17 protein-coding genes are annotated in these 15,893 nt (G+C 67.8%); 8 read left to right on the top strand and 9 right to left on the bottom strand.

Features of this window, described 5'->3' with window-relative positions:
* Positions 1-182 precede the first annotated feature (182 nt).
* From AC4OR5_RS28675 to rbsK, 5 genes are read left to right on the top strand one after another with little or no spacing between them, the layout of a single operon-like run.
* Positions 183-1,142, top strand: a complete 960-nt coding sequence (locus tag AC4OR5_RS28675) for a sugar ABC transporter substrate-binding protein (protein WP_003160123.1) — start codon at positions 183-185, stop codon at positions 1,140-1,142.
* A 21-nt stretch (positions 1,143-1,163) separates the two neighbouring features.
* Positions 1,164-2,696, top strand: a complete 1,533-nt coding sequence (locus AC4OR5_RS28670; protein ID WP_058160127.1) for a sugar ABC transporter ATP-binding protein — start codon at positions 1,164-1,166, stop codon at positions 2,694-2,696.
* Positions 2,697-2,719: 23 nt separating this feature from the next.
* Positions 2,720-3,718 carry an ABC transporter permease gene (locus AC4OR5_RS28665; RefSeq protein ID WP_003088303.1) on the top strand — a complete coding sequence of 333 codons (999 nt, stop codon included), beginning with the start codon at positions 2,720-2,722 and terminating at the stop codon, positions 3,716-3,718.
* A 3-nt stretch (positions 3,719-3,721) separates the two neighbouring features.
* Entirely contained in the window at positions 3,722-4,735 is a 1,014-nt protein-coding gene (locus tag AC4OR5_RS28660; protein ID WP_003119158.1) for a LacI family DNA-binding transcriptional regulator, read from the top strand.
* A 53-nt stretch (positions 4,736-4,788) separates the two neighbouring features.
* Positions 4,789-5,715, top strand: a complete 927-nt coding sequence (gene rbsK, locus AC4OR5_RS28655; protein WP_003117393.1) for a ribokinase — start codon at positions 4,789-4,791, stop codon at positions 5,713-5,715.
* A 133-nt stretch (positions 5,716-5,848) separates the two neighbouring features.
* Here rbsK and fapF read toward each other — a convergent pair whose 3' ends face one another.
* From fapF to pnuC, 8 genes are all read right to left on the bottom strand, one after another.
* Positions 5,849-7,114, bottom strand: a complete 1,266-nt coding sequence (gene fapF / locus AC4OR5_RS28650) for a fibril amyloid transporter FapF (protein WP_003088309.1) — start codon at positions 7,112-7,114, stop codon at positions 5,849-5,851.
* 60 nt (positions 7,115-7,174) lie between these two features.
* Entirely contained in the window at positions 7,175-7,927 is a 753-nt protein-coding gene (gene fapE, locus AC4OR5_RS28645; protein ID WP_003139780.1) for a fibril amyloid subunit FapE, read from the bottom strand.
* A 13-nt stretch (positions 7,928-7,940) separates the two neighbouring features.
* Positions 7,941-8,621: a fibril amyloid maturation endopeptidase FapD gene (gene fapD, locus AC4OR5_RS28640; protein ID WP_003117395.1), complete on the bottom strand. Its 681-nt coding sequence runs from the start codon at positions 8,619-8,621 to the stop codon at positions 7,941-7,943.
* A 61-nt stretch (positions 8,622-8,682) separates the two neighbouring features.
* Positions 8,683-9,705, bottom strand: a complete 1,023-nt coding sequence (gene fapC, locus AC4OR5_RS28635; RefSeq protein ID WP_023126124.1) for an amyloid-like fimbrin subunit FapC — start codon at positions 9,703-9,705, stop codon at positions 8,683-8,685.
* Positions 9,706-9,761: 56 nt separating this feature from the next.
* Positions 9,762-10,331 (bottom strand): fibril amyloid subunit FapB, encoded by a 570-nt coding sequence (gene fapB / locus AC4OR5_RS28630; RefSeq protein WP_003111321.1) that lies wholly within the window; start codon positions 10,329-10,331, stop codon positions 9,762-9,764.
* The gene (fapA, locus tag AC4OR5_RS28625) at positions 10,328-10,819 is read right to left on the bottom strand and encodes a functional amyloid chaperone FapA (RefSeq protein ID WP_003117397.1); all 492 of its coding nucleotides are present in this window, start codon (positions 10,817-10,819) and stop codon (positions 10,328-10,330) included. Before fapA ends, fapB begins: the two co-directional genes overlap by 4 nt.
* Before the next feature lie 302 nt (positions 10,820-11,121).
* The gene (locus AC4OR5_RS28620; protein ID WP_034016544.1) at positions 11,122-11,649 is read right to left on the bottom strand and encodes an AAA family ATPase; all 528 of its coding nucleotides are present in this window, start codon (positions 11,647-11,649) and stop codon (positions 11,122-11,124) included.
* On the bottom strand, positions 11,646-12,221 hold the full coding sequence (gene pnuC / locus AC4OR5_RS28615; protein ID WP_023108086.1) for a nicotinamide riboside transporter PnuC: 576 nt from the start codon (positions 12,219-12,221) through the stop codon (positions 11,646-11,648). The genes AC4OR5_RS28620 and pnuC overlap by 4 nt, the downstream gene beginning before the upstream one ends.
* Before the next feature lie 281 nt (positions 12,222-12,502).
* Between pnuC and AC4OR5_RS28610 the strand changes: the two genes are divergently transcribed.
* On the top strand, positions 12,503-13,336 hold the full coding sequence (locus AC4OR5_RS28610; protein WP_003088326.1) for an undecaprenyl-diphosphate phosphatase: 834 nt from the start codon (positions 12,503-12,505) through the stop codon (positions 13,334-13,336).
* A gap of 71 nt (positions 13,337-13,407) precedes the next feature.
* Positions 13,408-14,124 (top strand): DUF1294 domain-containing protein, encoded by a 717-nt coding sequence (locus tag AC4OR5_RS28605; RefSeq protein WP_003132686.1) that lies wholly within the window; start codon positions 13,408-13,410, stop codon positions 14,122-14,124.
* A 10-nt stretch (positions 14,125-14,134) separates the two neighbouring features.
* Here AC4OR5_RS28605 and AC4OR5_RS28600 read toward each other — a convergent pair whose 3' ends face one another.
* Positions 14,135-15,070, bottom strand: coding sequence for a LysR substrate-binding domain-containing protein (locus tag AC4OR5_RS28600; RefSeq protein ID WP_031686693.1), 936 nt, complete (start codon positions 15,068-15,070; stop codon positions 14,135-14,137).
* Between the two features lie 147 nt (positions 15,071-15,217).
* On the opposite strand from AC4OR5_RS28600, the gene azoR2 reads away from it, so the two are divergent.
* Positions 15,218-15,826, top strand: coding sequence for an FMN-dependent NADH-azoreductase AzoR2 (gene azoR2, locus AC4OR5_RS28595; protein WP_003088332.1), 609 nt, complete (start codon positions 15,218-15,220; stop codon positions 15,824-15,826).
* Positions 15,827-15,893 lie beyond the last annotated feature (67 nt).

Below are 15,893 nucleotides of genomic sequence, written 5' to 3'. Positions count from 1 at the left end.
CCTGCGTTTCCCAGCCGTAGCGAACTAGAATCCAACCGATCCCGACCGGTTCGCGACAGTTGCTCATGGCGATTGACAGAATCTGTCAGATAGACGCATATTCACCTAACGCAAACGTTTGCGTCTGGATAATCTCCTGGAAAAGCCTCAATACAACGATAAGAAAAGCTGGAGGATACACCATGAAGCGGGTCGCTTCCCGGCGCCTGTTGGCTGCCGTTGTGCTGACTGCCTGTTCCTCGTTCCTGCCCCTGTCCGCCGTCCACGCGGAAACTCCCGAGAAGCCCAGGATCGCGCTGGTGATGAAGTCGCTGGCGAACGAGTTCTTCCTGACCATGGAGGACGGCGCCAAGGCCTACCAGAAGGAGCATGCCGACCGGTTCGAACTGGTTTCCAACGGCATCAAGGACGAGACCGATACCTCCAGCCAGATCCGCATCGTCGAGCAGATGATCGTTTCCGGGGTCGACGCACTGGTGATCGCGCCGGCCGATTCCAAGGCGCTGGTGCCGGTGGTGAAGAAAGCGCTGGACGCCGGCATCGTGGTGGTCAACATCGACAACCGCTTCGACCCGCAGGTGCTGCAGGCGAAGAAGATCGGCGTGCCCTTCGTCGGGCCCGACAACCGCAAGGGTGCGCGGCTGGTCGGCGAGTACCTGGCGAAGCGACTGAAGGCCGGCGACGAGGTCGGCATCATCGAAGGGGTCTCCACGACCACCAATGCCCAGCAGCGCACCGCCGGCTTCAAGGATGCGATGGACGCGGCGGGGATGAAGATCGTCTCCTTGCAGTCGGGCAACTGGGAAATCGAGAAGGGCAACGCGGTGGCCTCGGCGATGCTCAACGAGCATCCTGACCTCAAGGCGCTGCTCGCCGGCAACGACAGCATGGCCCTCGGCGCGGTATCGGCGGTGCGCGCGGCGGGCCGCGCCGGGCAGGTGAAGGTGGTCGGCTACGACAATATCCAGGCGATCAAGCCGATGCTCAAGGATGGCCGGGTGCTGGCTACTGCCGACCAGTTCGCCGCGAAGCAGGCGGTGTTCGGTATCCAGACCGCGCTCAAGCTGCTTGCTGGGCAAGCCCCGGAACATGAGAAGGACGGCGTGGTCGAGACGCCTGTCGAGTTGGTGACCGCGCCCTGATCCGTCCGATGGAGCCTTCCCATGTCTAGCGACGCATTGCCGCTGCTGAGCATCCGCGGGGTCGGCAAGACCTACGCGCAGCCGGTGCTGGCGGAGATCGACCTGCAACTGTTCGGCGGCGAGGTGCTGGCCCTGACCGGCGAGAACGGCGCCGGCAAGAGCACCCTGTCGAAGATCGTCGGCGGCCTGGAACGTCCCGGCGCCGGCAGCCTGGAGCTCCTCGGCCGGCCCTACGCCCCCGCTAGCCGCCGCGAGGCCGAGGCGCTGGGCGTGCGCATGGTGATGCAGGAACTGAACCTGCTGCCGACCCTGTCGGTGGCGGAGAACCTGTTCCTCCACGACCTGCCCCGGCGCGCCGGCTGGATCGACCGTCGGCGCCTGCGCGCGGCGGCCCGCGAGGCGATGGCCCAGGTCGGCCTGGAGGCGATCGATCCCGACACGCTGGTCGGCGACCTCGGTATCGGCCACCAGCAGATGGTCGAGATCGCCCGCAACCTGATCGGCGACTGCCGCTTGCTGATCCTCGACGAACCCACGGCGATGCTTACCGCGCGCGAGGTGGACATGCTCTTCGAGCAGGTCGAGCGGCTGCGCGAACGCGGCGTGGCGATCGTCTACATCTCCCATCGCCTGGAAGAGCTGGCGCGGATTTCGCAGCGCATCGCGGTGTTGCGCGATGGCCGCCTGGTCTGCGTCGAGCCGATCGAGCGCTACGACGCCGACCAACTGGTGACCCTGATGGTCGGCCGCGAACTGGGCGAGCGCTTCGACCTGGGCCCACGGCAGACCGGTGCGCCGCTGCTGCGGGTGGAGCGGCTGAGCCGGCGCGGCAAGGTGCATGAGGTGTCGTTCGAGGTGCGCGCGGGGGAGATCTTCGGCATTTCCGGACTGATCGGCTCCGGGCGCACCGAATTGTTGCGCCTGATCTACGGCGCCGACCGCGCCGACGGTGGGCAGGTCCTGCTCGGCGATCCGCCGCAGCGCCTGAGCCTGCGTTCGCCGGCCGACTCGGTGCGCCAGGGGGTGGCGCTGATCACCGAGGACCGCAAGGGCGAGGGCCTGCTGCTGGACCAGTCGATCAGCGCCAACCTGGCCCTGGGCAACCTGCCGGCGCTGGCGCGCCACGGGGTGATCGACCGGCGCCGCGAGGAAGCCCTGGCGCGGCGCCAGGTGGAGGCGCTGCGGGTGCGCTGCGCGGACACCGCGCAGGCGGTGGGCGAACTGTCCGGCGGCAACCAGCAGAAGGTGGTGATCGGCCGCTGGCTGGAGCGCGACTGCCAGGTGCTGCTGTTCGACGAGCCGACCCGTGGCATCGATGTCGGCGCCAAGTTCGACATCTATGCCTTGCTCGCCGAGTTGACCCGCCGGGGCAAGGCGCTGGTGGTGGTGTCCAGCGACCTGCGCGAGCTGATGCTGATCTGCGATCGCATCGGCGTGCTCTCGGCGGGACGCCTGGTGGACACCTTCGAGCGTGACGCCTGGACCCAGGACGCGCTGCTGGCGGCGGCCTTCGCCGGTTACAAGAAACGCGACGCGCTGCTGGCGACGTCGTGAACACGCAACGCAAGGAACCAGAAATGAGCGACCCGACGTCTTCCGCTACCGCCGCCGCAGCGCCAACCCTGCGACGCGGCAACTATTTCGGCCTGGGCACCTACCTCGGCCTGGCCGGCGCGCTGCTGGCGATGATCGCGCTGTTCTCGGCGCTGAGCAGCCACTTCCTCAGCTATGGCACCTTCCTCGCCATCGCCAACCAGATCCCCGACCTGGTGGTGCTGGCGGTGGGCATGACCTTCATCCTGATCGTCGGCGGCATCGATCTCTCGGTAGGTTCGGTGCTGGCCCTGGCGGCCTCGGCGGTAAGCCTGGCGACGCTCGGCTGGGGCTGGGGCGTGCTGCCGGCGGCGATGCTCGGGATGGCCTGCGCGACCCTGGCCGGCTGCGTCACCGGTTCGATCACGGTGGCCTGGCGGATTCCCTCGTTCATCGTGTCCCTCGGGGTGCTGGAGATGGCCCGTGGGCTGGCCTACCAGATGACCGACTCGCGCACGGCCTATATCGGCGACGCCTATGCCTGGCTGTCCAATCCGCTGGCGTTCGGCATCTCGCCGGCCTTCGTGATCGCCCTGCTGGTGATGTTCGCCGCCCAGGCGGTGCTCACCCGCACGGTGTTCGGCCGCTACCTGATCGGCATCGGCACCAACGAAGAAGCGGTGCGATTGGCCGGTGTGAACCCGAAACCCTATAAGATTGCAGTATTCGCCCTGATGGGGCTGCTCGCCGGGTTGGCCGCGCTGTTCCAGATCTCGCGTCTGGAAGCGGCCGATCCCAACGCCGGGGTCGGCCTGGAACTCCAGGTCATCGCCGCGGTGGTGATCGGCGGCACCAGCCTGATGGGCGGGCGAGGTTCGGTGGTCAGCACCTTCTTCGGCGTGCTGATCATTTCCGTATTGGCGGCGGGGCTGGCGCAGATCGGTGCGTCGGAGCCGACCAAACGAATCATTACCGGGGCGGTGATCGTGGTAGCGGTGGTGCTGGATACCTACCGCAGCCATCGCGCCCGCAGACAGGGCTGAACGATGGCGACAATGAAGGACGTGGCGGCGATGGCGGGGGTTTCCTTCACCACCGTATCGCATGTGGTGAACAGGACGCGGCCGGTCAGCGACGCGGTGCGCAAGAAGGTCGAGGACGCCATCGCGCAGCTGCACTACGTGCCCAGCGCGGTGGCGCGCTCGCTGAAGGTGCGCACCACCTCGATCATCGGCTTGCTGGTGCCGAACAGTACCAACCCGTATTTCGCCGAGCTGTCGCGGGGCATCGAGGATTGCTGCGAGCGCAACGGCTACTGCGTGATCCTCTGCAACTCCGACGACAACCCGCAGAAGCAGGCCAACTACCTGCGCGTGCTCCAGGAGAAACGCATCGACGGCCTGGTCCTGGCGTCCGCCGGCGGCGACGGCGCGCTGGCCAAGGGGCTGGCGAACATGCGCACGCCGACCGTGATCGTCGACCGCGAGGTGGAAGGCGTGGAAGCCGACCGGGTGCAGATCGACCATGAGATGGGCGCCTACCTGGCGACCCGCCACCTGCTCGAACTGGGCCATCGCGACATCGCCTGCATCGGCGGGCCGCTGTCGACCAAGGTCTCGACGCTGCGGGTCGAGGGCTACCGGCGGGCGATGGCCAAGGCCGGCCTGGAGGTGCGCCCGCAGTGGCTGCTGGAAAGCGAGTTCAGCAGCCCCGGCGGCTACCACGCGGCGCTCGGCCTGCTGGGCGGCGAGGGCGAGCGACCGACGGCGATCGTCGCCGGCAACGACATGATCGGCATCGGCGTGCTGCGCGCCGCGGCCGAGCTGAATATCAGGGTGCCGCACGAACTGTCGGTGATCGGCTTCGACGATATCGAGCTGAGCCGCTTCGTGTTTCCCGCCTTGACCACCGTGGGCCAGTCGATCCGCCTGCTCGGCGAGATCGCCGCGCAACTGCTGCTGCAACGCATCGCCGAGCGCGAGGAGCCGATGCAGCGGCGGGTGGTGGCGCCGGCGCTGGTCCTGCGCGAATCCACCGCGCCGCCGCTGGTGCGGGTCTGAACCGGGCGCCGGGGGCGCCCTCGCTAGAGAGAGGCTGGAACAAGGACGCAACGATGCAAGCGAAAGTACTGGTGGTGGGCAGCCTGAACATGGACCTGGTAGTGCGCGCGCCGCGCCTGCCACGGGGCGGCGAGACCCTCGCCGGGCAGTCCTTCACCACCATTCCCGGCGGCAAGGGCGCCAACCAGGCGGTCGCCGCGGCGCGTCTCGGCGCTGGGGTGGCGATGATCGGCTGCCTTGGCGACGATGCCTACGGCGACCAGTTGTACCGCGCGCTGCAGGCCGAGGGCATCGACTGCCAGGGCGTCGAGCGGGTGGCCGGGGAGTCCAGCGGGGTGGCGCTGATCGTGGTCGACGACAGCAGCCAGAACGCCATCGTCATCGTCGCCGGCGGCAACGGCCACCTGTCGCCGGCCGTGCTGGCGCGCCACGAACACTTGCTGGAGCAGGCGCAGGTGGTGGTCTGCCAGTTGGAAAGCCCGCTGGAGACGATTGGCCATGTGCTGCGCCGGGCCCATGCGCTGGGCAAGACGGTGATCCTCAACCCGGCGCCGGCCACCCGCGACGTGCCGGCGGACTGGCTGCCGCTGGTGGACTACCTGGTCCCCAACGAGACCGAAAGCGAACTGCTCTGCCGCCTGCCGGTGGACTCCCTGGAGAGCGCCGGACGTGCCGCCGAGCGCCTGCGCGAAATGGGCGCCGGCAGGGTGATCGTCACCCTCGGCGCCCAGGGCGCCCTGCTGGTGGGCGAGGGGCGGGTCGAGCATTTCCCGGTGGCGCGGGTCAAGGCGCTGGATACCACGGCGGCCGGCGACACCTTCGTCGGTGGCTTCGCCGCGGCCCTTGCGCGCGGCCTCGACGAGGCGGCGGCGATCCGCTTCGGCCAGGCCGCCGCGGCGATCTCGGTGACCCGCCTCGGCGCGCAGACCTCGATCCCCTCGCGCGAGGAAGTCGAGCGGGCGCTCGCTGGCGAGGCTTGAGAGGGACGGTGCCGTTGCTACCGGCGGATAACGCCTGCGGCGTTATCCGCCCTGCGCAGCTAGGCGAGGACCGCTCCCAGGCTCACGCATCCCTTCGAGGGGTAAGGCATGCCCAGGCTCGAACGGTGGCCCCTCAGAAGTAGTAGGGGAATTTCACGCCGAAGGTGAAGTCCGGCGCGTCCGGAGTGATGCCGATGGACAGGCTGGGCACGATGCTGAACCTGTTGCTCACCGCATAGGTCATGCCCAGGCCGAAGTAGCCGGCGTTGGCGTCGCTGCCGCTGACGGTCTGCCAGCTCTGGCCGTCCTGCTTGACCTTGCTCTTCTGGCTGATCAGTTCGGAGAAGGAGAACGACATGCTCATCTTCTCGTTCAGCGCGAAGGCCACGCCGACGCCGAGCTGGAACCAGTTGCCGAGCTTGACCTTGCCGCCGGTCTTCACGCCTTGCTGCGGGTTGATGTCGTCGAACGACTCTTCGAAGTTGTAGGTATACGACAGGCTGCCGAACAGCACCGCCGGGTCCACCGTCTTCACCAGCGAGATGCCCGGGGTGATCGACCAGACGCCGTTGCCGGTGGGCAGGTCGTCGGGCACGTTGAGGTTGTTGTTGCCCGGTACCTGCTTCAGCTTGATGCCGTAGGGATCCTTGCCGGTGGGCGCCTTGACCCGCAGGCTGACCACCGCGTCCGGGGTGCTCTCGCTTTCGTCGAGGAACTTGTAGGCGACGCCGAAGCTGACGTCGCCCAGGCGTGGGTCGCCGGTCACCGATTTCTCGGTGATCTGCGAGGTTGAGCCGCCGGCGCCGGCGGACTGGTAGGTCGATTCGCGATAGACCACCGGGGCGTTGATATCCACCTGCCAGCGCTGGTTCCAGTTGTAGCGGCCGGTCAGGTCGAGGGTCCAGATGTCGGCATCGATCTGATCCACGCCGATGTTGCCGAGGAAGATCGAGTCCAGCGCCAGGAAGCCGTTGAGGAACAACTGGCGGGTGTCGTAGTGGCTGTAGGTGAGGCCGGTCTCCAGGCTGAAGGTGCCGCCGCCGAAGAAGCCGCTGGCGTCCTGGTAGATGTTTTCCACGCTGGGCGCGGGCGCGCCATCGTCCTTGAGGCTGGCGCCGTAGGTGCCGGCGACCGCGTTGGCGTCGTTGCGCGCCTGCGCCGGCGGCTGGATCGACTTGACCAGGCGTTGCGGCTGCGGCGCCTGGGGTTGCGCCTCGACCTGGCGCACGCGCTGTTCGAGGACCATCAGGGCGTTCTGCTGGGCCTCGTAGCGTTGGCGCAGCTCCAGGAGTTCCTTCTTCAGCGCCTCGACCTCGGACTCCGTCGCGGCCTGCGCCAGGAACGGGGAAACCAGGGTGGTGGCGCAGAGGACAGCTCGCAGCGAGAGTGTCTGGGTCATGTTTGCCGTTCCGTTTTTATGGCCTTCCGATAGCACAGTGATTTCAGACTAGATCAACTTTCAGTAGCCGCTGGGGCGCAGCGCGCGCAATTGCTCCCAGGCGCAATTCAGTGCCGGATCGGCGCCCGGCCGGTCCTTGAGCATCACCTCGAGCGCCGCCAGGTTCTGCACCAGGTTGCGGTTTCCGCTGAGCGCCACGCTCTGCACCAGTCCGCCGGCGCCGAGGCTTTGCAGGCTGGCGCCCTGGCCGCTGGCCTGGATCGCCAGTTGCAGGGCGCCGCCGTTCGGCGTGACCTTCACCGTCCCGGCCTCGCCGCTGAGGGCGAGCGCACCTTCCAGCGGCGTGCCGCCCGGCAGTGGCGGCGGCGCCTCGCCGTGGCGGACCTCGATGCTGACGCCATTGCTGGCGCTGTTGTGGTCGCCGGCGGTGCGGATGCTCTGGCTGACCCCCTGGGTCTGCGCCAGTCCGGCGCCGCCGAGGACCTGGCCGTTGCCGGCGACGGGTGGCGGGGCGTCGCCTGGCCGATCGACCAGGGTGACGTTGAGGACCGGGCGCGCCAGGTTCTGCCGCACCTGCAGGTCGACGCGTGCGCCGAGGACCTGGCCGCTGGCGTTCTGCCAGGTGCTGCTCATGGTTACCCCGAAGCTGACGATCCGCCCCGGCAGCACGTAGCGCCCGCGCAACTGGGAAAGCTCCTGGTCGCTCAGTTCGGCGGGGGCGAAGAGGTCGCTGGCGGGGGCGGGCAGCGCAGCGCCCAGGCAGCAGGCGAGGACGAAGCAGTGGTGCGGGTACATGGCGTGCTCCCGGAGCATCCGGCTCCTGCGATCAGAAGAAATCGCTCTGGATGAAGCCGAACTCCATCAGTTCGGCGTCCCTGACCGGTTTGAAGCGGTCCAGGCGATTGCGCGCGGTCAGCGGTTCGGGCGGCGTCAGCAGCGGATTGCCGCGGTCGTATCCCTGGCCGATCACGGCGAAGACGATGCCGTTCCAGCCCTTGGCGAACTCTGTCAGCGCGTAGCGTTTGTGCCCCAGCGCCGGGTCACCCACGTACACGTACTCGCCCTGGGTGCGTTGCAGGACGACGAAGTGCTTGTAGCCGCGGATTTCCATCAGCACGATGGCGGGTATCTTCAGTTGTTCCAGTTGCGCCGCCTCGATCCGGTAGCCGCGCGCGCGCATGCCCATGGATTCGACGTAGCGCTTCATGTCGAGCATGGAGAAGCCCTGGGTGCGGACGATCTCCGGGTCGGCGTGGGCGAGCATGCCCTGGATCACCGCCTGCTCGTCGAGCGGGGCGCCGTAGGCCTTCTCCAGGATGGTCGCGAGAGCCGCGGCGCCGCAGCTGAAATCGGTCTTCTGCTCGACCAGGTCGGCGAAGCGCCGCTCGCGGATGCTCTGCACCTGCTTGTAGACCAGGCCGCCGCCGGGCAGGGCGGGAAAGCCGAGGGTCGCCGCCTGGGCGGTGAGGTCGACGAGCAGCAGCAGGGAAAGGATGAGCGTGCGCATGGCCGATTCCTGTGTCGGATGGAAAAGGGTTCCGGCTGGTGCCGGAACCCCTGGGCCAGGATCAGAAGCCAAGGCTCTCGCCACCGGCCGGGCAGCTGCTGCAACCGGCGGCGATGGACAGGGAGTTGCTCTGCTGGTTGCCGCCACCGGCGGCGATGTTCACCCCGACGTTGCCCGAGACGTTCTGCAACGAGTTGCTCAGGCTGGCGTTGTTGGTGACCGGGGTCTTGAAGCCGACGATCGCCGGGATGAAGCCGGACACCGTGCCTTTCAGGTCGACGTCGCCCTTTTCCTTGAAGGCGAACGCGCCGCCGTCGTGGTTCAGGTCCTTGGCGCCCTGGGCCTGGCTGTCCACGTCGATGTGGCCGGTATTGCTGCCGCCCGGATGGGTCTGGCCTTCCCAGGTGTCGAGGTAGACGTTGCCGATCTGGTCGGAGGTGCCCTTGTAGCTGCCGTCGGCGTTCAGCTTCAGCGACACATAGGTGCCGCCATAGGCGTAGTTGGCGCTGTTGACGGTGGTGTTGCCGGTGGAGGTCTGCGACGCGGCGCTACCGGCAGTGCTGTACTGGCCGTTGGAGACGGCGGCGGCCAGGTCGTTCTTCTGCTGGTTGAAGTTGCCGGCGGCGACGTTCACGCCCAGATTGCCCGAGACGTTGTTGGCCGAGTTGCTCAGCGATGCGGTGTTGGGGTTGGAGTAGTTGTTCAGCGTATTGCCGTAGCCGCTCTGCAGCACGCTGGTGCTGGCGGTCGCGGTGCCGAACACGAAGCTGGCGTCGGCGCTGGCCAGCGCGGCGGCGTTGGCCTGCTGGTTGTTGTCGCCGGCGGCGACGTTGACCCCGACGTTGCCCGAGGCATCCTTGATCGAGCCGCTCACCGAGGCATTGTTCAGCGTGCCGAAGTTGCTGACCTTGTTGTTGTAGTTCTGCTGCGTATCCACCACCAGGGCCGTGGCTCCGCCCTTGTTGTTCGACTGCGGGTTGGGTTTCGGCGGGTGCCAGCCACCTTCGTTTCCGGCGTAGGCCGATACCGACAGCACTGCAGCCATTGCCAGGGCCAGCGGGGTCAGGACCATAGTCGCTTTCATGGCGTTTCTCCTTGCATTTCTGTGCTTAGTGTTGGGCTTGTGTTGGCTTGGCAGAGTCATTCCATGACCCTGACGCTGAGGGTGTTCATCGACTGATTGCCCACCCCAGCGCTCTGGTTCACCTGCACCACGCCGCTGCTCCCGGCGAAGGCGCGATCGTCCGTCGAGACGCTGCGTCCTCCCGGGACCGGAGTGGCCGAACCGGAGACTTTGGTCAGCGCCACGCTTTGTGCGAGAACGCTGTCATCCAGGCTTTCCGGGCCGTTGCTGACGCTCAGCCGGAAGGCGTTGATCTGTTGGTTGCCGAGGCCGGCGCCCTGGTTGACGCCGAGGATGCCGCTGCCGCGCAGCGCCGCCCCCGAGATGCTGGCGCTGGCCGCGATCGGCTGGCTGGCGTCGAGTTGCAGATGCTGGCGCTGGTCGCTGCCGACGAGGGCCGCGGAGCCGACCGCGACGACACGAACGTTGCTCTGTTGCTGGGCGTCGCCGGCGGCCTGGTTGAGGGCGAAGTTGCCGCGGTAGGTGCCGCTGGCATCGATGCTGGCGCGATTGCGTGAGGCCAGCGGGTCGGCCTGGAGCGACGCGATACAGGCGAAGGCGAGGAGGAGGGCGGACAGGCGCTTCATTGACCACCCCCGAGCATCTGCAGCGGCGCCAGGCCCTGCTTGAGGCTGCCGTTGATCTGCCCGGCGAGGCCGGCGCCGGCGCCGCCTCCCGCGCCGTGGGTGGTGCCGAGGTTGCCGACGGCCTGGACCGTCGCCGGGTTCGCCGGCTGGTTGGCGAAACCCGGCAGGGCGCCGCCGGGGAGAATCATGCTGCGAATCCCGGAACCGCTGGTCACGATGGCGAAGTCGGCATCGCCCAGTTCGCGGCTCACGGTATTGCCGCTGGCCGCCCCGTTGGCGAGGGCGTTGACCTCGGCGGAGACGTTGGTGTCGACGACGGTGGGATGTGGGTCGGGCACCATGCTCGGACGGTAGGCGACCCGTGGCTGGACCTGGCGCTGGACGACGATCGTGCCGTCCGCCGCATGCGCGGGCGGGAGGTTCGCCGGCACGGAGCCGACGATGACCAGCAGCGCTGGAACGACGATGCGTAGCGAACTCCCCGACATGATGGCGCTTCCTTCGTTGGCGCTGAGCCCTAATCAGCGTTGGCAGGGAGCGAGCATGGGGCGTGCCGGTTTTGCGCTTTCCTTGTCCATCAAGGACTTGGCCGTGAGTGCCGGGGGAACCTGGCGGACAGTGTTGCATCCGTGCAACAGCAGGCCCGCCAACCAGGGGGCGAAGCCTGCCGGGGACGCGCCTGGAGCTGTTTCAGCGCCGAGACAGCTTTCCGCGGTGCCGTCGCGAAACGCTCTGCGCCAAGGCCCGGAGCGCGCTGGCGGTGTATCGGCGGCGTGACAGGGCCGGCCCTTCAGCCGTCCTGGAGCAGCCCTTGCACTGCGGCGAAAGCCTGGCGCCGGCGCTCGGCCCAGTCGCCGGCGATGGCGCGGTAGGGTTGCCGATGCCGCTCCAGCCAGGCTTGGCATTCGCGGTGGAAGGCCTGGCGCTGCGCCAGTTCCGGCTGGCAGCGCTGGCCGTCGGCGCTCCAGGCCACGCCTTCCGGCGAGAGCAGCAGGTGCAGGTCGTAGCGCCGCCGCAGCAGGGCGGGTTCGAGCCAGTCCGGGCAGTCGCCGAAGAGAATCCGGCTCCAGAGGATGTTGCTCAGCAGGTGGGTGTCGAGGACCAGCAGCGCCGGCCGCTCCGCGCGGGCGGCATCCTCCCAGGCCAGTTGCCCGCGGGCGATGGCGGGGATGTCGGCGTAGCGGGTGTCGCGGCGCTGTTCGTCGATGAAGTGGCGGACGTACTCGCCGACCACCCGGCCGCCGAAGCGGGCCTGGAGCTGTTCCGCAAGCCAGCTCTTGCCGCTCGACTCGGGCCCGGTGAGCACCAGCACCTTCATGCGGCGACGCCCTCGCGCAATGCCGGGTCGCGGCGCCAGGTCCGCCAGCCGTGGATCGCCAGCAGGGTGAAGAGGGCATAGAGGGCGGCGGTCAGGTACAGCGCCTTGCTGGCGAAAAGCGCCACGAACAGCACGTCCACGGCGATCCACAGGGCCCAGCATTCCAGGCGCTTCTGCGCCATCCAGCATTGCGCCACCAGGCTGAAGGCGGTCAGCCCGGCGTCCCACCAGGGACTGGCGGCATCGGTGTGGTTGGCCATCAGGTAACCGAGCGCGACGCTGCCGGCCAGGCCCGCACCGAGCCCATAGAGGCGCTGCGCGGCGTTCAGGCGGCTCACCGCGCGGCCGTCGTGGTCCTGCCCGCCGCGGGTCCACTGCCACCAGCCATAGAGCTGCAGCGCCGCGTAGACCATTTGCAGGAGCATGTCCGAATAAAGCTTCACCTCGAAGAATATCCAGGCGTAGAGCGCCACCATCACCAGTCCGATGGGCCAGCACCAGGGATTCTGGCGGACGGTCAGGTAGACGGCGATGGCGCCGAGCGAAGCGGCGAAGAGTTCAAGGGGTGACACGGAAGGCCCTCATGCGACGAGGACGCATTGTAGCGAATGTATCCGGCGCTTCGCGAAGGCCTGGGAAAAAGGGGGGGGCGGACGGATTCGTTCGGACGCCGGCCGGCAACAATTCCAAGATTCTTTGCCGGCCGCTCTGGTAGCATGCCCGCCGGTTTCGACTTCGGCAGTGGGGGAACTGGTCGGGTTCTTCGGAGTCGTAAGGCCTTCATAAAAGACGGCAAGTGTATCGCCGAGAACAACGAAAGCTCGTTCGGGACAGTAGTAGAAGGGGGAGAAACATGGAGTGGTGGACTGCTTTCCAGGCGTTCATCCTGGGCGTCGTGGAGGGGCTGACCGAGTTCCTGCCGATTTCCAGCACCGGGCACCAGATCATCGTCGCCGACCTCATCGGCTTCGGCGGCGAACGCGCCAAGGCGTTCAACATCATCATCCAGCTGGCGGCGATCCTCGCTGTCGTCTGGGAATTTCGGGGAAAGATCTTTCAAGTCGTCCGTGACCTGCCGAGCCAGCGCCAGGCCCAGCGTTTCACCGCCAACCTGCTGATCGCGTTCTTCCCGGCGGTAGTCCTCGGCGTCCTGTTCGCCGACCTGATCCACGAGTGGCTGTTCAATCCGATCACCGTCGCCCTGGCGCTGGTGGTGGGCGGGGTGGTCATGCTCTGGGCCGAGCGCCGGAAGCATGTGATCCATGCCGAACACGTCGACGACATGACCTGGAAGGACGCCCTGAAGATCGGCTGTGCCCAGTGCCTGGCGATGGTCCCTGGCACCTCGCGGTCCGGCGCGACCATCATCGGCGGCCTGCTGTTCGGCCTTTCGCGCAAGGCGGCCACCGAGTTCTCGTTCTTCCTGGCGATGCCGACCATGGTCGGCGCCGCGGTCTATTCCGGCTACAAGTACCGCGACCTGTTCCGCCCCGAAGACCTGCCGGTGTTCGCCGTCGGCTTCGTCACCTCGTTCGTCTTCGCCATGGTGGCGGTGCGTGCCTTGCTGAAGTTCATCGGCAACCACAGCTACGCGGCTTTCGCCTGGTACCGGATCGCCTTCGGCCTGCTGATCCTGGCGACCTGGCAATTCCACCTGATCGACTGGAGCACCGCCGGCGAAATGTGAGGCCCGGGAACCAGGTAAAAGGCGCGGCGCGAGCCGCGCTTTTTTTCGCCTGGCCGCCGTGGGTGGCTAGAATGCAGCGCGAAACGGGTAGCGAGCGAGTGGATATGGAAAAGCCGGGCATGATCAGCCGCTGGTACGACGACAAGGGCTTCGGCTTCATCCTGCCGAAGACCGGCGGGGAAGAAGTCTTCCTGCATATCTCCGCGTTCCGCGGCGACCGCCGTCCCCGCCAGGGCGACCAGGTGTGGTTCCTCGCCAGCCAGGACGCCCAGGGCCGCCTGCGCGCCGAGAGGGCGCGGCTGGACGCGCTGACCCTCGATCCGCCGACTGTCCGCCGTGGCGCCCAGGCGCCGGTGACGCGGGCCCAGGCGCGGCCGGCGCCGACTCCGCCGAGCGCGTTGCAGCGCCCGTTGGCGAAGCTGCTGGTCCTGCTGATCCTCTGCGTGCTGCCGGCCGCCGGCGCCTGGCGGATGTACCTGGACGGACAGGCCCTCTGGCCGCTGCTGGCCTATCCGCTGGCCAGCCTGCTCGCATTCGCCCTCTACTGGCAGGACAAGCGCAGCGCCGCACGCGGCGACTGGCGTACCCCGGAGGTCCGCCTGCACCTGTTCGAGCTGCTTGGCGGCTGGCCTGGCGCGCTGGTCGCGCAGCAGGCGTTCCGCCACAAGACCCGCAAGCTCTCGTTCCAACTGGTGTTCTGGGGCATCGTCCTGCTGCACCAGCTGTTCTGGCTCGACAGCCTGCTCGGCGGGCGCCTGTCCGCCGCGCTGTTGCAGTGGATCGGCTGAACGGCGCGGCTCACTCGCGGGCGCGGCGGTAGGCCGGGCCGGTCTCGCCCGAGGGGCGTTGCAGGGCTTCCACGAGAAAGTCGATCAAAGCACGGATCGCCGGAATCTGGCTGCTGCGCGGCAGGTAGGCGGCCTGCATGGTGCTTTTCGGCAAGGTCCACTGCGGCAGGATGCGCACCAGGCTGCCATCGGCCAGTTCCCTGTCGCAGTAGCCTTCGGGCAGCAGGGTGACGCCGAGGCCGGCCACGGCGGCTTTCTTGCGCAGGATGAAGTCGTCGACGCCCAGGCGCGGTTCGCGTTCCAACTGGTAGCGGCTGCCGTCCGGCCCGATCAGGGTCGCGTGGACCTTGCGGTCGTTGTGGATGGCGCCGAGGAAGGGCAGGTCCTCGAGGTCTACCGGATGTTCCAGGCGACGCCCGGCGATCAGCGACGGGGCGGCGAGGATCTGCGTGGTCGCCGGGGCCAGGCGCCGGCAGACCAGCGCGGGATCCTCGTCGCCGAGTTCGCGCACGCGCAGGGCCACGTCCACCCCCTCGTTGAGCAGGTCGACCCGGCGGTTGGTCAGGAGGATTTCCAGCTGGACCTGCGGATGCCGTTCGAGAAACCGCGGCAACAGGTCGGCCAGGTTGCTCGAGGCCATGGCCACCGGTGCGGAAAGGCGCAGCCGGCCACGCGGCTCGGCGCTCAGCTCGGCGATCACCTGGTCGGCCATCTCCGCCTCCAGCAGCAGGTTGCGACAGTGCTGCAGGTAGCGTTCGCCGACCTCCGTGAGCGCCAGCTTGCGCGTCGTGCGGTGCAGCAGGCGCACCTGGAGGCGCTCCTCCAGTTCGGCGATGCGCCGCGACAGGCGTGACTTGGGAATGCCCGTCTCGCGTCCGGCCGCAGCGAAGCCGCCGCATTCCACCACCTTGGCGAAGTAGTAGAGGTCGTTGAGGTCGTGGGGCATGCAGGCGCTCCGCTGGGGGAAAAACAGATTGTCCTATGTGTGGGACGAATAGTCATGTTTCTGCCGACTAATCGTCGATTGGCCTTGCCGGTAGGATGCAAACCACTCGATCGCCACACTGCGATCCCCCACTTTCAGGAGCGAGACATGAAACTTTTGCATATCGATTCCAGCATCCTCGGCGACGCCTCCGCTTCCCGCCAACTGAGCGCCGAGCTGGTCCAGGCCTGGCGGCAGAACGAAGACGGGCTTGACGTCACCTACCGCGACCTGGCCGCCGACGCGGTGGCGCATTTCTCCGCCCTGACCCTGGCCGCCGGCAGCACCCCGGCGGAGCTGCGCGATGCCGCGCTGAAGCATGAAGTCGCGGTGGGTGAAGAAGTGCTGGAAGAGTTCCTCGCCGCCGACGTCGTGGTCATCGGCGCGCCGATGTACAACTTCACCATCTCCAGCCAGCTCAAGGCCTGGATCGATCGCATCGCGGTCGCCGGCAAGACCTTCCGCTACACCGAGAACGGCCCGGTTGGCCTGGCCGGCGACAAGAAGGTGGTGATCGTCTCCACCGCCGGTGGCGTGCATGCCGGCCAGCCGACCGGCGCGGCCCACGAAGGCTACCTGCGCACCGTGCTGGGCTTCTTCGGCATCACCGATATCGAAGTGGTTCGCGCCGAAGGCCTGGCCTATGGCGAGGAGCCCCGCGCCCAGGCCATCGCCGCCGCCCGCCGGCAGATCGCCGGGCAGTTCGCCGCGGCCTGATCCCCGCGTCATCGGAAAACCCCGCTTCGGCGGGGTTTTCGCGTTGTGCGCAGCGGCGCGCTGCGTG

Source organism: Pseudomonas sp. YA1, from assembly GCF_058680555.1.
This window is presented reverse-complemented; position numbering and strand designations above follow the sequence as displayed.

Bases quoted from the DNA above. Each gene is read 5' to 3' on its own strand.
- AC4OR5_RS28665 (WP_003088303.1), top strand. From the start codon at position 2,720: ATGAGCGACCCGACGTCTTCCGCTACCGCCGCCGCAGCGCCAACCCTG.
- AC4OR5_RS28660 (WP_003119158.1), top strand. From the start codon at position 3,722: ATGGCGACAATGAAGGACGTGGCGGCGATGGCGGGGGTTTCCTTCACC.
- fapA (WP_003117397.1), bottom strand. From the start codon at position 10,819: ATGTCGGGGAGTTCGCTACGCATCGTCGTTCCAGCGCTGCTGGTCATC.
- rbsK (WP_003117393.1), top strand. From the start codon at position 4,789: ATGCAAGCGAAAGTACTGGTGGTGGGCAGCCTGAACATGGACCTGGTA.
- fapD (WP_003117395.1), bottom strand. From the start codon at position 8,621: ATGCGCACGCTCATCCTTTCCCTGCTGCTGCTCGTCGACCTCACCGCC.
- AC4OR5_RS28610 (WP_003088326.1), top strand. From the start codon at position 12,503: ATGGAGTGGTGGACTGCTTTCCAGGCGTTCATCCTGGGCGTCGTGGAG.
- AC4OR5_RS28675 (WP_003160123.1), top strand. From the start codon at position 183: ATGAAGCGGGTCGCTTCCCGGCGCCTGTTGGCTGCCGTTGTGCTGACT.
- AC4OR5_RS28600 (WP_031686693.1), bottom strand. From the start codon at position 15,070: ATGCCCCACGACCTCAACGACCTCTACTACTTCGCCAAGGTGGTGGAA.
- fapF (WP_003088309.1), bottom strand. From the start codon at position 7,114: ATGACCCAGACACTCTCGCTGCGAGCTGTCCTCTGCGCCACCACCCTG.
- fapB (WP_003111321.1), bottom strand. From the start codon at position 10,331: ATGAAGCGCCTGTCCGCCCTCCTCCTCGCCTTCGCCTGTATCGCGTCG.
- azoR2 (WP_003088332.1), top strand. From the start codon at position 15,218: ATGAAACTTTTGCATATCGATTCCAGCATCCTCGGCGACGCCTCCGCT.
- AC4OR5_RS28605 (WP_003132686.1), top strand. From the start codon at position 13,408: ATGCAGCGCGAAACGGGTAGCGAGCGAGTGGATATGGAAAAGCCGGGC.
- AC4OR5_RS28670 (WP_058160127.1), top strand. From the start codon at position 1,164: ATGTCTAGCGACGCATTGCCGCTGCTGAGCATCCGCGGGGTCGGCAAG.
- fapC (WP_023126124.1), bottom strand. From the start codon at position 9,705: ATGAAAGCGACTATGGTCCTGACCCCGCTGGCCCTGGCAATGGCTGCA.
- fapE (WP_003139780.1), bottom strand. From the start codon at position 7,927: ATGCTCCGGGAGCACGCCATGTACCCGCACCACTGCTTCGTCCTCGCC.
- AC4OR5_RS28620 (WP_034016544.1), bottom strand. From the start codon at position 11,649: ATGAAGGTGCTGGTGCTCACCGGGCCCGAGTCGAGCGGCAAGAGCTGG.